General features: G+C 71.7%; 21 protein-coding genes and 1 pseudogene. 7 read left to right on the plus strand and 15 right to left on the minus strand.

All coding sequences use genetic code 11. The features are described from left to right. Window positions 1-142: 142 nt before the first annotated feature. Window positions 143-1003, minus strand: a complete 861-nt coding sequence (locus ACYVF7_RS30500) for a haloalkane dehalogenase (protein ID WP_460347531.1) — start codon at window positions 1001-1003, stop codon at window positions 143-145. Between the two features lie 235 nt (window positions 1004-1238). Between ACYVF7_RS30500 and ACYVF7_RS30505 the strand changes: the two genes are divergently transcribed. Beyond that, window positions 1239-2624 carry a cytochrome P450 gene (locus ACYVF7_RS30505; protein ID WP_460347533.1) on the plus strand — a complete coding sequence of 462 codons (1386 nt, stop codon included), beginning with the start codon at window positions 1239-1241 and terminating at the stop codon, window positions 2622-2624. A gap of 4 nt (window positions 2625-2628) precedes the next feature. Here the strand turns inward: ACYVF7_RS30505 and ACYVF7_RS30510 are convergent, their stop codons facing one another. Further along, window positions 2629-5007: a xanthine dehydrogenase family protein molybdopterin-binding subunit gene (locus ACYVF7_RS30510; RefSeq protein ID WP_460347535.1), complete on the minus strand. Its 2379-nt coding sequence runs from the start codon at window positions 5005-5007 to the stop codon at window positions 2629-2631. A 221-nt stretch (window positions 5008-5228) separates the two neighbouring features. Here ACYVF7_RS30510 and ACYVF7_RS30515 point away from each other — a divergent pair, with 221 nt between their 5' ends. The 3 genes from ACYVF7_RS30515 (at window position 5229) to ACYVF7_RS30525 (ending at window position 8924) form a co-directional block, all read left to right on the plus strand. Further along, window positions 5229-7613: an ATP-binding protein gene (locus tag ACYVF7_RS30515; protein ID WP_460347537.1), complete on the plus strand. Its 2385-nt coding sequence runs from the start codon at window positions 5229-5231 to the stop codon at window positions 7611-7613. A 94-nt stretch (window positions 7614-7707) separates the two neighbouring features. Next, complete coding sequence (locus ACYVF7_RS30520; protein WP_460347539.1) at window positions 7708-8727, plus strand: LacI family DNA-binding transcriptional regulator; 1020 nt, start codon at window positions 7708-7710, stop codon at window positions 8725-8727. Continuing rightward, window positions 8682-8924 carry an SDR family oxidoreductase gene (locus ACYVF7_RS30525; protein WP_460347541.1) on the plus strand — a complete coding sequence of 81 codons (243 nt, stop codon included), beginning with the start codon at window positions 8682-8684 and terminating at the stop codon, window positions 8922-8924. Before ACYVF7_RS30520 ends, ACYVF7_RS30525 begins: the two co-directional genes overlap by 46 nt. Window positions 8925-9034: 110 nt before the next feature. Here ACYVF7_RS30525 and ACYVF7_RS30530 read toward each other — a convergent pair whose 3' ends face one another. The 12 genes and pseudogenes from ACYVF7_RS30530 to ACYVF7_RS30585 all read right to left on the minus strand — a co-directional run bounded on the left by ACYVF7_RS30530 (window position 9035) and on the right by ACYVF7_RS30585 (window position 17165). Next, complete coding sequence (locus ACYVF7_RS30530; RefSeq protein WP_460347543.1) at window positions 9035-9448, minus strand: gas vesicle protein K; 414 nt, start codon at window positions 9446-9448, stop codon at window positions 9035-9037. Further along, on the minus strand, window positions 9445-9732 hold the full coding sequence (locus ACYVF7_RS30535) for a gas vesicle protein (RefSeq protein WP_460347544.1): 288 nt from the start codon (window positions 9730-9732) through the stop codon (window positions 9445-9447). The genes ACYVF7_RS30530 and ACYVF7_RS30535 overlap by 4 nt, the downstream gene beginning before the upstream one ends. Beyond that, window positions 9729-10100, minus strand: a complete 372-nt coding sequence (locus tag ACYVF7_RS30540; RefSeq protein WP_460347546.1) for a GvpL/GvpF family gas vesicle protein — start codon at window positions 10098-10100, stop codon at window positions 9729-9731. The genes ACYVF7_RS30535 and ACYVF7_RS30540 overlap by 4 nt, the downstream gene beginning before the upstream one ends. A gap of 82 nt (window positions 10101-10182) precedes the next feature. Next, a pseudogene (locus ACYVF7_RS30545) lies at window positions 10183-10521 on the minus strand (GvpL/GvpF family gas vesicle protein); the annotation flags it as partial. After that, a complete protein-coding gene (locus ACYVF7_RS30550; RefSeq protein ID WP_460347548.1) occupies window positions 10514-10969 on the minus strand; it encodes a gas vesicle protein in 456 nt (151 codons plus the stop codon). The gene ACYVF7_RS30550 and the pseudogene ACYVF7_RS30545, both read right to left, overlap by 8 nt. Then, window positions 10966-11367 (minus strand): gas vesicle protein GvpO, encoded by a 402-nt coding sequence (gene gvpO / locus ACYVF7_RS30555; RefSeq protein WP_460347550.1) that lies wholly within the window; start codon window positions 11365-11367, stop codon window positions 10966-10968. Before gvpO ends, ACYVF7_RS30550 begins: the two co-directional genes overlap by 4 nt. A gap of 33 nt (window positions 11368-11400) precedes the next feature. Continuing rightward, window positions 11401-11643 (minus strand): gas vesicle protein GvpG, encoded by a 243-nt coding sequence (locus ACYVF7_RS30560; protein ID WP_460347552.1) that lies wholly within the window; start codon window positions 11641-11643, stop codon window positions 11401-11403. Window positions 11644-11647: 4 nt separating this feature from the next. Then, a complete protein-coding gene (locus tag ACYVF7_RS30565; RefSeq protein WP_460347554.1) occupies window positions 11648-12433 on the minus strand; it encodes a GvpL/GvpF family gas vesicle protein in 786 nt (261 codons plus the stop codon). Window position 12434: 1 nt separating this feature from the next. After that, the gene (gene gvpJ, locus ACYVF7_RS30570; protein ID WP_460347556.1) at window positions 12435-12830 is read right to left on the minus strand and encodes a gas vesicle protein GvpJ; all 396 of its coding nucleotides are present in this window, start codon (window positions 12828-12830) and stop codon (window positions 12435-12437) included. Between the two features lie 96 nt (window positions 12831-12926). Further along, a complete protein-coding gene (locus ACYVF7_RS30575; RefSeq protein ID WP_460347558.1) occupies window positions 12927-14087 on the minus strand; it encodes an SRPBCC family protein in 1161 nt (386 codons plus the stop codon). Window positions 14088-14092: 5 nt separating this feature from the next. Continuing rightward, complete coding sequence (locus tag ACYVF7_RS30580) at window positions 14093-14686, minus strand: hypothetical protein (RefSeq protein ID WP_460347560.1); 594 nt, start codon at window positions 14684-14686, stop codon at window positions 14093-14095. 205 nt (window positions 14687-14891) lie between these two features. Then, window positions 14892-17165, minus strand: coding sequence for an FdhF/YdeP family oxidoreductase (locus ACYVF7_RS30585; protein WP_460347562.1), 2274 nt, complete (start codon window positions 17163-17165; stop codon window positions 14892-14894). On the opposite strand from ACYVF7_RS30585, the gene ACYVF7_RS30590 reads away from it, so the two are divergent. Next, a complete protein-coding gene (locus ACYVF7_RS30590; protein WP_460358641.1) occupies window positions 17110-17358 on the plus strand; it encodes a hypothetical protein in 249 nt (82 codons plus the stop codon). The genes ACYVF7_RS30585 and ACYVF7_RS30590 overlap by 56 nt on opposite strands. Before the next feature lie 13 nt (window positions 17359-17371). On the opposite strand, the gene ACYVF7_RS30595 is transcribed toward ACYVF7_RS30590, so the two are convergent. Next, window positions 17372-18532, minus strand: coding sequence for a cytochrome P450 family protein (locus ACYVF7_RS30595; protein WP_460347564.1), 1161 nt, complete (start codon window positions 18530-18532; stop codon window positions 17372-17374). A gap of 534 nt (window positions 18533-19066) precedes the next feature. Here ACYVF7_RS30595 and ACYVF7_RS30600 point away from each other — a divergent pair. Then, a complete protein-coding gene (locus ACYVF7_RS30600; RefSeq protein ID WP_460347566.1) occupies window positions 19067-19441 on the plus strand; it encodes a DUF805 domain-containing protein in 375 nt (124 codons plus the stop codon). A 398-nt stretch (window positions 19442-19839) separates the two neighbouring features. After that, complete coding sequence (locus tag ACYVF7_RS30605) at window positions 19840-20544, plus strand: cytidylate kinase family protein (RefSeq protein WP_460347568.1); 705 nt, start codon at window positions 19840-19842, stop codon at window positions 20542-20544. The last annotated feature ends 4 nt before the right edge of the window (window positions 20545-20548 follow it).

Below are 20548 nucleotides of genomic sequence, written 5' to 3' on the forward strand. Positions count from 1 at the left end.
CCGCCCGCCTGCTCGGCGACGCGCGGGAACGGGGGAACGTCCGGTGCGCAAGGCGGCGACGTCATCGGATGGGGATGCGTAACGTCACCGCCAGCATACCTCGGACCGTCACCGTGGGTTGACCGGTGCCGCCGAACAGTGATCATCGCAGGTCGTGTTCGTCCGCCCATGCGGCGATGGCCGCGGAGATCGCCTCGGGCTGGTCCTCCTGGACGTGATGCCCGGCGATCCCATGCCGGGAGATCTCCAGGTTCGCGATGTTCGCGGCGGCCCAGTCGACGCTGTCCGGGCCGGTCATCGCGCCGGGACCGGGTTCGAAGGCGAGCAGGAGCTTGGGGACGTCGGCGCTGGTCGCCAGCCACTCGTCGTACCGCTCGACTCTGGCCACGATGTCGGCGGGCCGCCCGTCCAGCGGCATCGCCCGCGCCCACTGCAGCATCGGCCGGCGGCTCTCCGGCGTGGGATAGGGCCGGCGGTACTCCGCGAGGTCCTCTTCGGCGATGGAGCCTGCGACGCTCTTCGGCAGCAGTTGGTCGATGAAGGCGTTCTGCTCCAGGATCAGGGCCTCCCCCGCCCCCGGAGTCTTGATCGTCTCGAACAGCGCGCGGCCGTCCTCGGGGAACTCCGGTCCGTACATCGGCTTCAGGATCGTCTCGGCGAAGGCGATCCCGCGGACCCGGCCGGGATGACGGGCGGCCCAGTCGAAGGCGAGCGCGCCACCCCAGTCGTGTCCGATCAGCACGACACTGTCGAGGTCGAGGGCGTCGAACCACGCGTCCAGGTACCGGGCGTGATCGTCGAAGGTGTAGTCGATGTCCGGCTTGCCGGACTCGCCCATGCCGATCAGGTCCGGCGCCAGACGCCGGCCCGGGTCGCCGACCGCGGGCAGGATGTTCCGCCAGAGATACGACGACGTCGGGTTCCCGTGCAGGAACACCATCGGAACCCCTGATCCGATCTCCCGGTAGAAGATCGCTGAGTCGAGAACGTGCTGAGTGGGCATGGCAGGACCTCTCCGTCATCCGCTGCGACTCTCTCTGAGTCAGTTGACTAACTTACACGAAAACGGCGCGACCGGAAATACGGCATCGCACTGGTAGATGACGATCACCAGCTGTAATCTCTTGGGCTCACGAGAGCCCCCTGGGACCCCTCGCCGTCCGATCCGTGCCCGGCGGACGCGGGCGCGTCGATCGTTTCGCCGAGTCCCCGCCCCCTTTTTTCGAACAGGAGTCCGCGTGACCTCCGATTCCTTCGCCACCGGCCCCTCGTCGCCACCACCGGGCTGCCCGGCCCACTCCGGTCCCGCTCCGTTGTACGGACCGGAGTTCGCCGCCGACCCCGCGCGGACGTACTCCCAGTTGCGTCGGTACGGCGCCGTCGCCCCGGTCGAGCTCGCGCCCGGCGTGCCGGGCATGCTCGTCACCGGCTACGAGGCCGCGCTGGAGGTGCTGCGCGACCCGATCACGTTCCCGAAGGACCCCCGCCGCTGGCAGGCGACCGTCCCGCCCGACTGCCCGCTCCTGCCGATGATGGGCTACCGGCCGAACGCCCTGTTCACCGACGGCAGCGTCCACGCCCGCCTGCGGGCCGCGGTGACCGACAGCCTGGCGCGCGTCGACCCGAACCTCCTGCGGGGCTACGTCGAGAGCAGCGCCGAGCTTCTCATCGCGCGGTTCGCGCCGAACGGCGAGGCCGATCTGATCACCGAGTACGCCCGCGTCCTGCCGTTGTACGTGTTCCGCTCGCTGTTCGGCTGCCCGCCGGGGATCGGCGACCGCCTGGTGGAGGGCATGAGCGGGATCTTCGACGGTGTCGACCCGGAGAAGTCCAACGTGATCCTCGGCGAGGCCCTCATGGAACTGGTGGCCCTCAAACGCTCCCAGCCGGGCGCGGACGTCACCTCCTGGCTGATGGCCCATCCCACGCGGCTCACGGACGAGGAGATGCTGCACCAGCTCGTCACCCTCCTGGGAGGCGGCACCGAGCCCGAGCAGAACCTGATCGCCAACACGATGCTGCTTCTGCTGTCCGACGACCGTTTCGCCGGTGACCTGTCGGGCGGCAGCCTGCCCGTCGAGGACGCCCTCGACGAGGTGCTGTGGACGGACCCGCCCATCGCCAACTACGCGGCGACCTATCCCCGGCAGGACGCCGAGCTCGCCGGGATCAGGCTGCCCGCGGACCAGCCCGTCGTCATCAGCTTCGCCGCCGCGAACACCGACCCGTCGCTCATGACGGATCGCCGGGCCGGCAACCGGGCGCACCTGGCGTGGGGCGCCGGACCGCACACCTGCCCGGCGCAGAGCCAGGGACGCCTCATCGCCTCCATCGCGGTCGAGCGGCTTCTCGACGGCGTCCCCGACATGGAGCTCGCGGTTCCCGCCGACCGGCTGGAGTGGCGGCCGGGGATGTTCCACCGCGCGCTGACCGCGCTGCCGGTCCGCTTCCCGCCGACCTCGGTGTCGTCGCAGCCGAGCCCGGCCCCGGCGATGAGCCGGCCAGAAACGCCCGCCGCCTCGGCGCCGATACCGCCGGCCGGTGCACCGCCACAGGCCGCCGCGGCGGCCGCGGAACGCCCCGGCTGGTGGGGCTCCCTGGTCGGCTGGTGGCGTGGGCGATGACGCCTCAGGAGCCGCCGCCGGCGTCTCGCAGAGCCGTCCAGACCCGGGCGGGGGTGAGGGGCACCTCCCCGATGAAGGCTCCGAACTCGGCGAGAGCGTCGCTGACGGCGTTGGCGATCGCGGCCGGCGGCGCGATCGCCCCGCTCTCGCCCACCCCCTTCACGCCGTGGACCGTGTGCGGGGACGGCGTCTCGAGGTGATGAACGCGGATGCGCGGGACGTCCGACACGCCCGGGACGAGGTAGTCGGTCAGTGAGGTCGCCCGGGGCCGGCCGTCGCCGTCGTAGACCAGCTCCTCCAGGAGCGCGGTGCCGATGCCCTGGGCGACTCCGCCGACGATCTGATCGTCCACGATGAGGGGGTTGACGACCGTCCCGCAGTCCTCGGCGACCGCGTAGTCGAGGATCCGGACCAGCCCGGTGTCGATGTCCACCTCGACCACGGCGGCGTGCGTCGCGTAGGTGAAGGCGCCGGTCTGCACGTCCGGCCGGTAGTGGCAGGTGGCCTCCAGCCCCGGCTCGATCCCGGCCGGGACGCGTTCGGGGCGGAGGAGGAAGGTCCGGGCCAGCTCCCGCAAGGTGATCGACGCCCCGGAGCCGGCGATCCGGCCGTCGGCGAACCGGAGCTCGCCGGCCGGGCGGCCGAGCAGGGCCGCGGCGATCCGCCGTACCTTCGCCGCGAGCGTGGTCGCCGCGCCGTGCACGGCGCCGCCGGCCATGACGATGCTGCGCGAGGAGAACGTCCCGTCCCCGCGCGGGGTCAGGCCGGTGTCGCCCTGCACGACCGCGACGGCACCCGGATCGACGTCGAACACCTCCCCCACCACCTGGGCGAGACAGGTCTCCAGCCCCTGGCCCAGCTCCTTGATCCCGCAGGCCACGGTGAGCCTCCCGGTGGTGTCCAGGACGACGCGGGCGCTCTCCACCCCGAACGTGACCGGCATGCCCCGGCTGGTCCACTCCGCGACGCCGTGCGCCGTCTGCTCGGTGAACGCGGCGTACCCGATGCCGATCCGGGTGCGCGCCCGCGGGTCCGTGTGCCGCTGCCGGCGTCGCCAGGCGTCGTGCCCGATGAGCTTCGCCGCCTGGCGTACGGCCTCGGGGTAGTCACCGCTGTCGTAGACCTTGCCGGCCACCGAGGTGTAGGGCATCTGCTCCGGGCGCACCATGTTCCGGACGCGCAGGTCGTACGGCTCGGCGCCCAGGCGGCGTGCGAGCTCGTCGACGGTCCGCTCGATCGCGAAGCAGGCCACCGGGCGGCTGACTCCGCGGTACGGGCCCAACGGGGCCTTGTTCGTCGCGACCGTCGTGCTCGTGAACCGGTAGTCGCGGATCCGGTACGGGCCGGGGATCATCGCCGCGGCCATGGTCGCGTCCATCGACGCGGTCCAGGGCCAGATGGAGTAGGCGCCGGCGTCGGCGACGATGTCCGCCTCGACGGCGAGGATCGTGCCGCCCGCGGAGGCGTGGACCGTGACCCGTACGCGGTGGCCGTGTGCCTGGGTCGCGGCGACGAGGTGCTCCCTGCGACTCTCCACCCACCGGATCGGATGGCCGCACCGGAGCGCGGCGGCCGCGATCGCCAGCTCCTCCGGATACAGGGACACCTTGGCGCCGAAGCCCCCGCCGACGTCCGGCGCGATCACCCGGAGACGCCGGACCTCGAGCCGCTCGGCCAGAGCGTCGCGGAGGACGTGGGGGAACTGCGTGGCGGAGTAGACGACCAGCTGCTCCATGCCGGGGTCGTAGTGGGCGATGACGCCCCGGCACTCCAGGGGCGCGCAGGACTGCCGGGCGAGCCGGTACTCCCGCGTGATCGACAGGTCCGCCGCCCGCGCGGCGGCCTCCACGTCGCCGAAGGAACGCGCGAGGCGGACGTAGACGTTGTCGGGCCAGGACTCGTGCACGAGCGCCGGCCGCTCGGCGAGGGCCTGGTCGAGGCCGCTGACGGCCGGAAGAGGCTCGATCCGCACGTCGACGCGGTCGGCGAGGTCCGCCGCGGCCGCCCGGTCGTCGCCCAGGACCATCGCGATCGGCTCGCCGACGTAACGCACCACGTCCGTCGCCAGCGGCGGGTAGGCGGCCGCCCGGAAGCCCGGCAGGGCGGCGGTGGCCGCCACGGGACGCATCGCCGCGCCCAGGTCGCCGGCGGTCCAGCAGGCGCCGGACGGGGCGCCCGAGGGCGGCCGCACGTCGAGCAGCCGGCCGTGCGCCACGGGACTGCGCACGAAGACCGCGTCCCGCATGCCGGGCAACGCGATGTCCGCGAGAAAGCGGCCCTGGCCGCGCAGGTGGCGGGCGTCCTCGACGCGAAGGCGCGCGGCGCCGATGCCGTACCGGGACCGCGACGAGACGGACGGTCCCGCCGGGCGCGCATCGGTCATGGCGTCCTCCTCGGCCACCGGAGCGCACGGCCGGGCTGCGGGGACGCGTCCCACGTCGTTCGTCCCTGCGGACGCCGCAGTGGATCTCAGCTCACGCCTGGTAAATTGTACCGTACCGTGCGTGATCAACCGGATTGTGGACTTCGATCGATCGTGTGCCCATGACGTGCGCCGACTGGGGGCGCCAGACACGCCGCCATAAGGGCAATCTTCCGGCCGACGTGACGAGTTTCGTCGGACGCAGGGACCTGCTGGCCGAGGTCCGGCGTCTGCTGTCGCAGTCACGGCTGGTGACGCTCACCGGCGTCGGCGGGGTCGGCAAGACCCGGCTGGCGCTCCGGGTCGCGGCCGATCTCGATCGATCCTTCGCGGACGGCGCATGGCTGGTCCAGCTCGCGGGGCTGGAGGATCCCGAGCTCGTCGCCCTGACGGCCGCCGTCACGGTGGGCGCCTGTGACCACTCGACCCGGGAACCCCTCGCGAGTCTCACGCAGTACCTCGAGGACCGGCGGCTGCTCCTGGTCCTGGACAACTGCGAGCACCTCCACGCCACCTGCGCCTCGGTGGTCGACGTCCTCCTCCGGCACTGCCCGGACGTGCGGGTCCTCGCCACCAGCCGTCAGTCGCTCGGCATCGGCGGAGAGCACATCCTCATCGTGCCGCCGATGTCGGTCCCCCCACTCGATCACGAGCCGCGGGCGGCCGACCTCACCCAGAGCGAGGCCGTGGCGCTGTTCCTCGACCGCGCCGAAGCGGTGGTGGGCGGCTTCCGGGCCGAAACGGGATCGCACGTCACGGCGGCCCGGATCTGCCGGCGCCTGGACGGGATCCCCCTCGCGATCGAACTCGCGGCCGTACGGCTGCGCGCCCTGTCGGCCCAGCAGATCCTCGACCGGCTCACGAACCGGTTCGAGCTGCTGACGTCCGGCTACCGGACCGCGGTGCCGCGCCAGCAGACCCTGCGCGCGCTGATCGACTGGAGTCACGCGCTGTGCTCGGTGCCGGAGCAGGTGCTGTGGGCACGGCTGTCGGTGTTCGCCGAGCGCTTCGACATCGAGGCCGTCATGGCGGTGTGCGCCGACGAGGCGCTGCCGCCGCGAACGCTGCAGGATCTGCTGTCCTCCCTGGTCGACAAGTCGATCGTGCTGCGTGAGCCGCACGGGGATCAGGTGCGCTTCGTGCTGCTGGAGACGCTCCGCGAGTACGGGCAGGAACGCCTGGCCGAGTCCGGTGAGCTGCCGATGCTGCGGCGGCGGCACCGGGACTGGTACCAGCGGATCGCCGAGCGCTCCGAGCGGGAGTGGTTCGGTCCGGCACAGCTGGAATGGATGGCCCGCCTGCGGTCGGAGCTGCCCAACCTGCGCTCCGCGCTGAACTTCAGCCTCACCGATGAGGGCGAGGTGGCGGCGGGCCTGACCATCGCGGCCGCCCTGCGCTTCTACTGGGTCGGCGGTGGCCTGCTCCACGAAGGCCGGCACTGGCTCGGCCGCCTGCTCGCCGCCGACACGGCACCCGGCTCGACCCGGGTGAAAGGCCTCTACGTCGACGCCTACCTGGCCCTGCTGCTCAGCGACCGGGCCGCCGCGATCGACCGGATGCGCGAGGTCGACACGCTCATACGGGACTTCGGCGGCGATTCCCTCCCCGAGGCCGATGCCGGCTATATCGCGCAGGTCCTCGGCCTGGTGGCGCTGTTCGGCGGCGACTCCACCGGCGCGGCGCCGCTCTGCGAGCAGGCGGTCGCCCATCACGAGGTCGCCGGGGACGCCGCCGGGGTGATCCACGACAAGATCGAGCTGGGCCAGGCCCTGTCCCTGCTGGACCAGCACGACCGCGCCCGGGAGCTGTACGAGGAGTGCCTGGCCGAATGCGTCGCCTGCGGCGAGCGCTGGCTCCGGTGCCTGGCCCTGTACGCTCTCGCGATCGCGCTGTCGCGTCAGGGTGAGCATCGGCGCGCCGTCGCCGCCGCGCACGAGAGCGTCCTGCTCAAACGGCCGTTCAACGACGCCGTCGTCAGCGGCCTGGCCGTCGAGGTGATGGCCTGGAGCACCGTCGCGGACGGCCGGGCCGAGCGCGGCGCGTGCCTGCTGGGCGCGGCGGAGGCGATCCTGCGGGCGATCGGGGCGCGACTGTCGACGTTCGGGCACCTCGTCGTGGGGCACGAGAAGACGGTGGCGATGGCGCGCCGCGCGCTGGGGGACGCCGCCTACGAGACCGCCTTCCGCGAGGGCGCGGAGCGCACGATGGAGGAGGCGCTCGACTACGCGCTGGAGGCCACGGCCGACCGGCACGGCGCTCAGGACCGCGCTCGCCCCGACGACGTACCGCCGTCCAGCCCTCCGCCCGGCGGGGACACCGTGCCCGTGCCCGCCGCCACCGTCGGCGCCCTGACCCGGCGCGAGTGGCAGATCGCCGAACTCGTCGCCGCCGGCCTGCGCAATCGTGACATCGCCGCGGAACTGGTGATCGCCGTCCGTACGGCAGAGGGCCATATCCAGAACATCCTGAAGAAGCTGGGCTTCACCTCGCGCTCCCAGATCGCCGCCTGGGTCACGGCGCGGCGCGAGCATGCCGCCGACCGTCCAGGCGACGAGACGCCACGATGACCTGAAACGTTTTCGGTGGCGTAAGATTTTGCTCCGGGCCTGTCAACGTCTTTCGCGAGCGAACACTTCGGCGGCTACCGAAAAGGGTTTCTCTTTGGCACCTCAGCGACCACGAGCGGTCACGATCACGGATGTCGCGGCCCGGGCCGGGGTGTCCATCGCGACGGCCTCGAAGGCGATCAACGGCCGGGCGCAGGTCCGCGCCGAGACCCGGGAGCGCGTGCTCCAGGCCGCCGAGGAGCTGGGGTTCCGGCCCAACGCGATCGCCCGCAGCCTCCTGTCGGGTCAGAGCCGGATGGTGGGACTGCTGACGAGCGACAGTGTCGGGCGATTCGGCATCCCGGTGCTGTTCGGCGCCGAGGACGCGTTCGGGGTCGGAGAGATGGCCGTTCTGCTCTGCGACGCCCGCGGCGACTCCATCCGCGAGCAGCATCACCTGCGCACGCTGCTGAGTCACCGGGTCGACGGGCTCATCGTCGTCGGCCAGAGCACCGACCCGCGTCCCTCGCTCAGCCGGGGCCTGCCCGTCCCCGTCGTCTACGCCTACGCCCCGTCCGAGGACCCCGGCGACGTCTCGTTCGTGCCGGACGACGTCGGCGGCGCGCGGCTCGCCGTCGAGCACCTGCTGTCCCTGGGACGCCGCCGGATCGCCCACATCACGGGGCCGGTCAACTACCAGGCCGCCCGCGACCGGGCCGCCGGCGTGCGCGCGGCCCTGGAGGACGCCGGGCTGACGCTCTGCGGCCAGGCGTGGCACGGCGTGTGGTCCCAGCGGTGGGGTCGGCAGGCCGCGGAGATGGTGTTCCGGACCGACCCGGAGCCCGACGCCGTGGTGTGCGGCAACGACCAGATCGCCGCCGGTTTCATCGACGCGGCCCGCGAGCGCGGCCGTCGCGTGCCCGACGACGTGGCGGTCGTCGGCTACGACAACTGGGAGGTCCTGTCCGCCGAGACCAGGCCCCCGCTGACCACCGTCGACATGAACCTGGAGAGTCTCGGCCGCACGGCGGCGCAGCAGCTGTTCGCCGCGATCGACGGCGGCGCCACCCCGGGCGTCCACCGGATGCCGTGCCGTCTGGTCATCCGCGACTCCACCGCGCCGGCCCCGGCCTGACCCGCGATCCCGCCAGGGCGCGGATTGCCGCCGATCGCCAACGACCGTCGCGTACCGCCTCGTTCGAGCGCATCCCGCTCCACCGGCAGGGCACCGCTTGGGAAGTGGCGAACGCCGTGGCCTTTCTGCTGTCCGACCGCGCGTCCTACATCACCGGGCAGAGTCTGGTCGTGGACGGCGGCATGAACGCCGTCTGACCGCTCCCCGGTCCCGGCGCGGGCGGCGCGTGCTCACCCGGAGGCGGCCGTGTCCTCCCGGGCGGGCTACGCGCCGCCCGCTTACCCGCCTCGATGATCGCGTCGTGCGATCAGTCGCCGTCGGTGGGCAGGAGGGTGCCGAGCGGGCCCAGGTCGAGGTTGAGGTCGGACATCGTGAGGTCGAACCGGTCGCACAGCTCCTCCATGGCCTCCTCCAGACGCATCAGCGTGACGCCGATCTCCTCGACCTGCTCGTCGGACAGGTCGCCCTGGTCGACCCGCCGGAGGCACTGGCGTTCGACCAACTGCCGTACGAGTTCGACGACGGTGAGGACCAGCTGGGCCAGGTCGCGCTGGACGGTCTCGGAGTCGGCCTCGATGCGCCGCCCTCCGCTGCGGACCGGGGTGCCCACCGGGTGGACGGCGTCCGGGTCGAGCGGACGGGCGTGGACGGGATCGTTCGCGGGCGGACGGGCGTTGATGGGGTCGTTCGCGGGCGGACGGGCGTTGATGGGATCGTTCACCGCGCCGCCCTCCGGCTTTCGGGGTCTCGCGGGGCGATGACGTCGTCCCCGCCGACCGAGCCGATCAGCACCCGCAGCGAGATCCGGACGAGGTCGACGTCGGCGATGGACAGGACCAGGTCGCCGCTGATGACGACACCGCCGGCCAGCAGGCGGTCGAGCAGGTCGACGAGCGCCACGCGCTGGGCGGGAACGCCGCTCCGCGCGGCCGGAGGGTACCCGGTGGAGCGGTCTACGCCGCTTCGTGCGGTCGGCGGGGACCCGGTGGAACGGTCGACCGTCACGCGGTCCCTCCCGCGCCGGGCTCGGAGATCGTGAAGGAGTACGGCGCCCACGGCCCGGTGAGCTGCACCTCCAGCTCCGGCTCGCGAAGGGCGGCGACCGTGGCGGCGAACTCCTCGCCTCGATCGTCGTCGACGAGGTACGCGCCGTTCAGCACCATCCAGTCGTCACGGCCGGACAGCTGGGGGTCCTGAGCCCGGTGGTGGCGGCGCGCCACCGCGATCCCGGCCAGGGCCGCGTCGATCCGCTCGGCGCGGGAGGCCGCCTTCCGCCACGCCTCCTCGCGAGTGCGCAGGTCCGTCCGGCGGCGCTTGAGGTACGCGGTGCCGGGCCGCCCGGTGGCCTGCTCCGAAGGTCCGGGCGTCCGCACGTCGCCGGATGGGGCGTGCCCGGCCGGTCGCGTAGATCTTTACGCCCCACTCCCGGCGGCCGGTCACCCGGGCGAGCACGTCGGTGAACTCCTCGGCGCGTTCGCGCAGCAGACGGCGTATCTGCTCGTCGTCGCGGTAGACGGTGACGAGCCGGACGGGAGCGACCGGGCCCACCGCCGCGGCCGCCTCCACGACCTGGTGGTGGGCGCGGGCGGTCGCCTCCAGCCACGCCAGGTCCTCCAGGTTGCGTTTCAGGCCCTCCTCGCCGAACTGCTCGAGCGGCACGCTCCCGGCGTACGCGACGAGCCCCGCCTCCGTGATCGTCCGCACCGGCGCGCCGAGCAGCCCCGTCAGACCCGACGGCAGGGCCGCCCTGGTGTCCGGGGCGATGGCGTACAGGTACGTTCCGGACTCAGTCACGACGGCGCTCCGGATCGGTACGGCGGCGCTCCGGGTCCGGGCGGCCGGACGACTCCTCGTACGGGGCCTCGACGGCTCGCCGCCCGCCCCGGCCCTCCTCCAGGCCGGCGCCTCTCCGCGTGCCCCGGCCTTCTTCCAGGTCGGCGACCCGCTCCCGCAGCCGGCGGTTCTCCTCCTCCAGGCCGTGCCGGTCGCCCGTCAGCCACGGGTCGTGCTCCCACCAGTCGATGCCCAGCTCCCGCGCCGTCTCCACCGACACGATCAGCAGCCGCAGCTTGATGGTGAGCAGCTCGATGTCGAGGAGGTTCACCTGGATGTCGCCGGCGATCACGATGCCCTTGTCCAGGACGCGCTCGAGGATGTCGCCGAGGTTGGCGGGCTCGCGCCCGCCCCCCTGCCCCGCCCCGTACGGCGTGACGTAGCCACCGCGCGGCTCGCCCGGGGTCATGACGCCTCACTGCGGCCGCGCGGGTACCGCTGGATCCGGCGGTACGACGTCAGGTCGCCGCCGTCGTCGATCTCGACCTCGTAGAGGGCGAGCGTGTCCGAAGAGGAGGGGATGCGGCGCGCCTCGAGCAGTTCCACGCCGGCCACCCAGCCGTCCTCCGCCGGGCGTACGGAGGTCACGCCCTCCGCGCTCTTGCCGGTGAGCGCGGTGATCTCCCGCAGCGCGGCCTTCGCCGCCTCCGCCGCGGGCAAGCGTGAGGCGGCGCGGCGACGCCTCGGCCGCGCCTCCGGCTCGTCCTCCTCGTAGGCGTCCTCGTACTCGGCCGCGTAGTCCTCGTCGGACTCGTCGAGCCGCCGCCCGTGCGCGCGTTCCGGCCGGTCTCTGCGGCTGGCGGACACGGTTTCTCCCTTCCGGCGAGGCGGCCGGACCCCTTATGGGGCGCCGGTGGCCTGGCCGCCGATCAGACGGCCGAGGATCTCCTGCTGCGCCTCGGCCTCTTCCTCCTCCGAGATGAGGCCGGCCTGGCGTTGCCGCTCGAGCTCCTCGAGCTGGGCGCGGATCGCCATCGGGCTCGTGAGCTCCTGCTCGACCTGCTGCTGGATCACCTCGCCCAGCTTGATCACGCCTTTCACCGGGAGGACCGGCAACGTGAGGATCGACGAGATCAGCCCCACCGGATCACCCTCCCGGCCTCGGCGTGATGACGAAGTCGTACGGCGCCATCGGGCCGAGCAGGCGGAGGCTCACGCGGCCCCGCCACTCTCGGGCGAGCTCCTCCACGGCCTTCTCGAACCGCTGCCGCTGCGAGGTCTCGACGAGGAAGGCGGCCTGGACGGCGTCCTCGCGGTGCGTCGGCTCGCGCAGGACGTTCGCCGCCGTGTGGCCGGACAGCGCCTGGACGGCCTGCCGGGTGTCCGCATCGCGCTTGGCGGAGATCGCCTGGTTGATGACCTCGCCCAGGCGGATCCGGGCGTCGCGGGTGAGCTCTTCGGGCCGGTCGCGGATCTCCTCGCGGAGGCGGGCGGCCTCGGGGACCTGCGCCAGGATCTCGCGGAGCACGGCGCGCTCCTCGTAACGGCCCTTCAGGACGTACTCGACGCGCCCTTCCATCGCGTTCAAGGCGGCCAGGAACTGGTCGTGGTTGGCGGCCAGCAGCTCGTCCTCGACGGCTTCGCGGCTCGTCAGCACCGCACCGAAACGCAGCGGCAGCACCGGGACCTCCACGGCCGCCTCGTCCAGCAGCCGCTGGTGCGCGGTGAGGTCTTCCGGCCGGCCGATCGGGGATCCGGTCCGGATCTCGCTCACGAGGGCGGCGATCCGCCCGTGGCGGACCAGGCCGACGTCGCTGTCCCGCAGGCCGTGCGCGTCGGGGCTCACCTCGACGTCTCCGGGCAGGATGCCGTACACGTAGCAGCCGACGGCGCGCTCCTCCTGCGCGTCCTGGGTCTGCTCGGGTGCTGCCATCTCAGTCCCCCTCCAGCCGACGGTGCCGCCGTACGGCCCGCTCGGCGTCGTCGGCGCCCACGAACTCACGGAGCTTCTCGCCGACGCCCTCGATGGCGCCCCGGGTCTTGTGCTTGGCGCCGCCCTCCTGGATGTCCTTCATCAGTCCGGGGATCCCCTGCTCCTCGGTCTGGGTCAGGTCCAGGCGGCCGGCCGCCTCGGCGAACTGCAGGTAGGTCTCGACGCTGGCCACCACGATGCGCGCGTCGATGGTCAGCACCTCGATGCCGACCAGCGAAACCCGGACGTACGCGTCGATGACCAGGCCCTTGTCCAGGATCGTGTCGATGACGTCGGCCAGGCCGCCTCCCGAAGGCCGCCCCATGCCCCCGCCCGCCGGCTGTACTGCCGTGGTCATGGTCCCCCCAATGTGTCCTCGGTCAGCCTCGGCGCTCGCGGCGTGCCGAGCGTTCAGGCCGGTCCCCGCGCCCGGTCTCGCCCCGCCGCCCGGAACTCACGGCCTCGCGGCTCCGGAACTCCTCGCCGGGCTCTTCGTCCTCGTAGTCGTACTCGTACTCGGACTCCTCCTCCGCGTACCGTTCCCCGCGTCCGCGCCGCCCCGCGCGTTCCGGCTCTTTCGCGCGCTCGCGTTCCGCCGGCCCTCGGCCTCCTGCTCTTCGCGCAGCGCGGTCTCGTGGTCCTTGACGACCTGGCCGTCGTGGATCTCCCCGCGCCAGCCCTCGATCTCGTCCGGGCGCAGGATCGCCTGGGTCATGGCGTGCCGCTGGAAGTGCTTGAACTCCAGGCGCGCACGGCGTCCCTGGGCGCGCCACAGGTTGCCGGTGTACTCGAAGAACCCCTTCGGGTGGTACTCCAGCACGAGCGCGATGCGGGTCAGGTCCGGCCCGATCTCGCTGAACGTCACCGCGCCGTCCACGTAGCCCTTGGGGCCCTTGGACCGCCAGACGATCCGCCGGTCGGGGACCTGCTCGATGATGGTCGACTCCCAGTCGCGGTGCGACCAGAGGATATGGGCCTTCCAGCGGACCTTCTCGTCGGACTCCTGGTGGACGTCCTCGACCTTCTTGGTGAACGAGGGGAAGTCCTCGAACCGGGTCCACTGGTCGTAGGCCAGCCGAAGTGGCACGCCGACGTCGAGCGTCTCGACGATGTTGGTGACCTTGAGCTTCTTGCCCTTGCCGCCCTTGCCGCCGCGTGCCTTCTGTTCGATCTTGGTCTTGGTGTACGCCTTCAGCGCGTTGAAGCCTGGGGCGAGCCGGTCCTTCAGCGACCCGCCCTCGCCTCCTCCGGCCAGGGCGGACAGCAGGCGACCGCCGCCACCCTTGGTCACCGCGGACAGCAGGCCGCCGCCCTTGCCCTTGGTCGCCGCGGACAGCAGACCACCGCCGGCGCCTCCCGTCAGCGCCGACAGCAGGCCGCCCTCACCGTGCTCGGAGTAGTCGCCGAGCCGGTCCGCGGCGCCTTCGACCCGGGCGATGAGGCGGAGCAGGGCTCGCGTGCCCATGGCGGTGATCAGACCCTGTACCTCGTTGAGCAGCCGGTCGGTGGGCAGGCCCTTGAGCAGTTCGCCGCCGGGGAGGCGTTCGGTGGCCTCCTCCAGCGGTCGGGTCGCCGAGCGTGCCGCCTTCCTGGCCGAGCGTGTCGCCTCCGTCACGGGACTCACCTCCGTGTCCGCCGGACGGGCGACCCGCCGAACCGGCCGGCCCGCCGTGGCCGCTCGCTCTCCTCGTCGGGCGCGTCCCCGGCATCCGCACCGCGCCGTGCGGCCCGCGGCCGCTCGACTTCCTCATCCTCGTCCGGGGCGACGTCCTTCCGGGAGGCACGGGGCCGGCCGCGGCCGGCGGGAGGCCGGCGCCTCGGGCGTTCCTCGCGCTCTTCGTCGTAGTCGTCCTCGTAGGCCTCCCGGCCCTCGTACTCCTCATCGGCCTCCCGCGCGCCACCGGGCGGCCGGAGCAGAGAGTCGGTCCGCCGCTGGAGGCGGTCGCTCAGCGCGTCGATCTGGCTGCTCGCCGCCGTGACGGCGGCCGCCTTGCCGGCCTCGACGAGGCGCCCGCGAACGGTCTCGGTCAGGACCTTGACCTCGGGAGAGGCGCTGAGCAGCTTGGTGCCCTGCTTGACCAGGCCGGCCGGGTTCTTGGCGATACGGCCGGACGCCCCGGCCGCCGCGAGCGTCAACGCGAGCTTCATCTTGCGTCTGCGCCCCATCAGATAGCCCGCGCCGACGGCCAGGGCGATCCGCAGTCCGTCCTTCATGATCGTCCCCCTTAGCGCCGTCGCCAGGGCGGGCACCGTGCCCCGCACCGCCCTGGACCCATCTCGACCTCGGCCATCCCCCGATGCCGGAAACGTCGAAATTAGGCGCACATACGATGAATTCGTCCCCGCCTTAACACGCTTCGCCTTACCCGCAGGGTCGCCCCCAAAACACGCTGCGCAAGCGGCCGGACACGACCGTCCGTCACCCCGCCGGTTCGAGCCTGACGATCACGGACTTGGACGTCGGGGTGTTGCTGACGTCGGCCGTGCTGTCCAGGGGGACCAGGACGTTCGTCTCCGGGAAGTAGGCCGCCGCGCAGCCGCGCGCGGTCGGATACCCGATGACGCGGAAGGCAGGCGCCCGGCGCTCCACGCCGTCGGCCCACTCGCCGACCAGGTCGACGAGGGCACCGTCGGCGATCCCGAGCGCCTCCAGGTCGGCCGGGTTGACGAACACCACCCGGCGTCCGGCCCGTACGCCCCGGTAGCGATCGTCCAGGCCGTAGACGGTCGTGTTGTACTGGTCGTGGCTCCGGACGGTCTGCAGCAGCAGCCGCCCCTCCGGCACCCGCAGCACCTCCAGGGGATTGACCGTGATCCGGGCCTTCCCGGTGGCGGTCGGGAAGCGCCGCTCGTCGCGCGGGGCGTGCGGCAGCGTGAACCCGCCCGGCCGCCGGACGCGGGCGTTGTAGTCGGCGAAGCCCGGGACGACCCGGGAGATGTGGTCGCGGATCCGGTCGTAGTCGTCCTCCAGCGCCGCCCAGTCGACCCCCGCGCCGGGCAGGGCCGCCCGGGCCAGGCGGCACACGATCGCGACCTCCGACAGCAGCTCCGGGGAGGCGGGCCGCAGCCGGCCCCGCGAGGCGTGCACCATCCCCATCGAGTCCTCGACCGACACGACCTGCGGGCCGCTCGCCCGTACGTCCAGCTCCGTACGGCCGAGCGTCGGCAGGATCAGCGCCTGCTCCCCCGCGACGGCATGCGAGCGGTTGAGCTTGGTGGACACCTGGACGGTGAGCCGGCAGGTCCGCATCGCCGCCTCGGTCACCGCCGAGTCCGGGGCCGCCCGGACGAAGTTGCCGCCCATGCCGAAGAAGACCTTGATCCGGCCCTCCCGCATCGCGCGGATCGCCGCGACCGTGTCCACGCCGTGCTCGCGCGGCGGCTCGAACCCGAACTCGGCGCCCAGCGCGTCCAGGAACGCCGGGGCCGGCTTCTCGTAGATGCCCATCGTCCGGTCGCCCTGGACGTTCGAATGCCCGCGCACCGGGCACACCCCCGCGCCGGGCCGGCCGACGTTGCCGCGCAGCAGCAGGAAGTTCACGACCTCGCGGATGGTCGGCACGGAGTTCTTGTGCTGGGTCAGCCCCATCGCCCAGCAGACGACGATCCGCTCGGCCCGCAGCACCTCGGCGAGCGCCTCGTCGATCTGCTCCCGCGACAGCCCGGTCGCCTCCAGGACCTGTTCCCAGTCGAGCGCGCGCAGGTGGGCGGCCAGCTCGTCGAACCCGTCGGTGTGGGCGGCCAGGAACTCGTGGTCGACGGCGTCCTTGTCCAGCAGCAGGCGGTTCAGGGCCTGGAACAGCGCCAGGTCGCCGTTCACCCGGATCTGCAGGAACAGGTCGGCCAGCGGCGTTCCCTTCCCCACCAGCCCGGACGCCTTCTGCGGGTTCTTGAACCGGATCAGCCCGGCCTCCGGCAGCGGGTTGACCGCCACGATCCGTGCCCCGGCCTTCTTGGCCCGTTCCAGCGCGGACAGCATGCGCGGGTGGTTGGTCCCCGGATTCTGCCCGACCACGAAGATCAGGTCGGTGGTGTGCAGGTCCTCCAGCAGCACCGACCCCTTGCCGACGCCGAGCGTCTCGGTCAGCGCCGAACCCGACGACTCGTGGCACATGTTCGAGCAGTCCGGCAGGTTGTTCGTGCCGAACGTCCGGACGAAGAGCTGGTAGGCGAACGCCGCCTCGTTGGACGTACGGCCCGAGGTGTAGAAGACGGCCTCGTCCGGGGACGACAGCGCGGTCAGCTCGGCCGCCACCAGCGCGAACGCCTCGTCCCACGAGACGGGCTCGTAGTGGTCGCTGCCGGCCCGCTTCAGCATGGGCTCGGTGAGCCGGCCCTGTTTGCCCAGCCAGTGGTCGCTCCGCTCAGCCAGCTCCGTCACCGGGTGGGCGGCGAAGAACTCCCGCGTCACCCGGCGGGTCGTGGCCTCCTCCGCGACGGCCTTGGCACCGTTCTCGCAGAACTCCGCGACGTGCCGGTGGTCGCCCTCCGGCCAGGCGCAGCCGGGACAGTCGAACCCGTCCTTCTGGTTCACGCGGAGCAGAGTGAGGGCCGTGCGGCGCGGCCCCATCTCCCGCAGCGCCTCACCCAGGCCGACACGGACGCCCGGAAGACCGGCCGCGGCGCGCTCCGGCGGAGTGACCTCCATCCCCGCGTCGTCGGCATCGTCGGTAGCGGGCCTGCGCGATGGCATCGCTGTTCTCCTGTTCCCGGGTTCGGCGCCCGTCCGGGTCAAGGATGACATCTCCGAGGCCCGGATCGCCGTCCCGGGCCTCGTCATGTTCCCCGAGCTCATGACGTTGGACACTTACCCGGCCGCGCTGGTCGTGATGGCGTTGGGGTCCTTCCTGCCCTACCTGGTGTTCAAGCGACGAAAGTGGCTGTGAGCGCCGTGAACCGTCACCGCAGGGTGACGGGGAGGGCGCGGAGCCCGCGGTTGCGGAAGGAGTCGCGCCACTCCAGATCCTTCTCGGCGACGGCGAGCGCGAGCTGCGGGAACCGGTGCAGCAGCGCGGCGATGCCCGCCTCGACCTCCATGCGCGCCAGCGACGCGCCCAGGCAGTAGTGCGGGCCGTGCCCGAAGCCGAGGTGCGGATTGTCGGTGCGGCCCGGGTCGAGCCGCTCCGGATCGGGGAACCGGTCCGGGTCGTGGTGGGCGGACACCAGGGAGAGCATGACCGTCTCCCCCGCCGGAATCGTCACCCCGCCGATCTCCACGTCCGTCACCGGGAACCGCCGGATCGCGAGCTGTGGCGGCGGGTCGAACCGCAGCAGCTCGTCCACTACGGCCGGGGTGAGCTCCGCGCGCGCCCTGGTCAGCGCCTCCGGGCGGGTCAACAGAGCGACGAGACCGTTGCCCAGCAGGTGCATGGTGTTCTCGTAGCCGGCGAACAGGACCAGGAACGCCGCGGAGGTCAGCTCGTCCTCGCTGAGCCGGTCCTCCTCGTCGCGGAGCTGGATCAGCGCGCTGAGCATGTCCTCACCCGGCGTCGCCCGCTTGGCCGCGATGAGGCCGAGAATGAAGCGGTACAACGAGCCCAGCGAGTCGCGCGCCTGCTGCGGGGTCTCGGGCGCGAGCAGGCCATCGGTCCAGGAGCGGAAGTCCGGCCGGTCCGCCGCGTCGACGCCGAGGAGCTCGCAGATCACGACGATCGGCAACGGCGCGCAGTACGCGGCGAGGAGGTCGACCTCGTCGCGTCCGTCGAGCGCGTCCAGCAGTTCTTCTGCGACGTCCCGTACGCGGGGCCGGAGCCGCTCGATCCGGCGCGGCGTGAGCCCCTTCGCCACGATCCGGCGCAGCCGCGTGTGGGCCGGCGCGTCCATGTTCAGCAGGTTCGCGTCCAGGGCGGGCGGCAGCGAGAACCCCTTGTATCCGCCGCTGGAATGAGCCTTGTCCAACGACAGCCGCGGGTCGGCCAGCGCCTTGCGGACGTCCTCGTACCGGGTGACCAGCCAGACCTCGGTTCCGTCCGGGGCCAGGGCGCGATGCACCGGTCCCTGCTCGCGCAGGCGGGCGTACGTGGCGCGTGGATCCGTGACGAACTCACTGTCGATCTTCATCGGCTGCACTGCCCTGAATGTACCGGGCACCGAATGCGTCCGCTCATCCACAACCTTCGTAACGCCGGCGACCGGAAGCGGGCCCGCGCCGGTCTGCTCTGGCCGAGGACGGGCTGACGACCGGCGAGCGCGATCAGTCGACCCTCCTCAGAAGTCTTCTTGGAGCGGGCCCGGACCGACGCGGCCGCCGATCTTCTGGAAAAGGCCGCACAAGTTGGCAGCTGAGATTCCTCCGTCACGTGAGCCACCGAATTCACAGACCAGTGGTCGCTCGACATGAGCGATGCCAGCCGATCTTGAACGCCGACAAATGTCCGCCAACAAAGATGCGATGAAATCGCGGCCGATCCGAGCCTCATCTGTGATCGAGGCGGCAAGGAAGGCTGCTGACCTTGATCGTCGATCATTATCGCCAGGTCATCGTCGACGGATTAGCTCCAGCGCGCCCTGGGTCGGAGTCTTGCCGACGTAGCTCCTTTACCTTACATTTAGCGTGCGGGCCTTGAGGGGATAAAAAGGCTTGCGGCGAAACCGGTGGGAGGGCGCATGAGCTGGTATCTTGCCGTACTCAGGAATTATGCAGGTTTCGACGGGCGAGCACGCCGTACGGAATACTGGATGTTCGTCCTCTTCAACGTCATCATCACCGTGGTGCTTGATTTGATCGGTACGGCGGTGAGGCTGGTCGGTATCCTCGGCTTCGTTTACGGACTCGCGGTGCTTATCCCGTCGCTCGCGGTGGGCGTCCGTCGGCTGCACGACACCGGGCGGACCGGATGGTGGTTGCTGATCGGCCTCATCCCCATCATCGGGACCATCATCCTCATCGTCTTCATGGCCACCCCCGGCGACCGCGGAGACAACGCCTACGGTCCAGACCCGAAGCTGGAGCCGCAGCCGACGGCCTGATTCGTGCGCGCCATGAAACCCGCGGGTGCGGGTCGATCTCCTAGGCGCGAGCTCGGCAGATCCGGTCCGCACACCGCACGTCCGCACGGTTATCGAGGCATGGCCGCATGGCCCGCGATCAGGTCATCGAGGAACTTATCGACTTGCGTGACCAGGCCCTCTCATGCCTGGCGGCCCAACATGAAGAGATCCTCCGGCTTCGCCCCAAACGAGCAGGAATCACGGGTGCGCCGCCTCCCGGCGCGAAGTTCTGGGATCGGGCCATGCAGCTGACCTCGGCGCCCGCACGGACTCCCATCGGCGGATCCGAGGGTGTTGGACCTGTCCTACGAAGATCGCGATGAGATCTTACGCAAGGGCATCAACTCACGTCAGGCGAACGGGCAAGGGGACAGATAATGCGACACGGCACCCGCGACGATCTCCTCGGCAGACTGGCCGCGGAGGTCGGATCCGCCACGACCACGCACCCGCTAAGGGTCGCCATCGACGGGCCGCCCGCCGCGGGCAAGACCACGCTGGCCGACGAACTCGCCGTCGTCCTCCGCGCACAGGGCCGCGACGTCATCCGCGCGACGATCGATGACTTCCTGTTCCCCCGCGCCCAGCGCTATCGACGCGGCCAGTACTCGGCCGAAGGCTGCTACTTCGACGCCCACGACCACGACGCGATGCGCCGGGTGCTACTCGACCCGCTGGGCCCGAACGGAGATCGAAGGTTCCAGACAGCGGTCTACGACCGGGAAACGGACACCACACTGTCCCTCCCGATCACCACGGCCCCCGCGGACGCTGTGCTGCTCTTCGACGGTGTCTTCCTCCTGCGCCCAGAGCTGCTCGACCGGTGGGACCTGAGCATCTTCATGGCCGTCACGTTCGATCGGACGTTGGATCGCGCCCAGGACCGAGGCACAGCACTGGCCGGACTCACCGCCGACACAACCGAGATCGAGCGGTCCTGGCGCGACCGCTACATCCCCTCCCAACAGCTCTACTTCGCCCAGGACCGCCCGACCGACCACGCCGACATCATCGTGAACAACGACGAGCTCCAGCGGCCCGCCTGGGAAGTCAGAACGCACCGATCGGTACACAAGATTTGACAGG

Source organism: Actinoallomurus acanthiterrae (assembly GCF_054775715.1).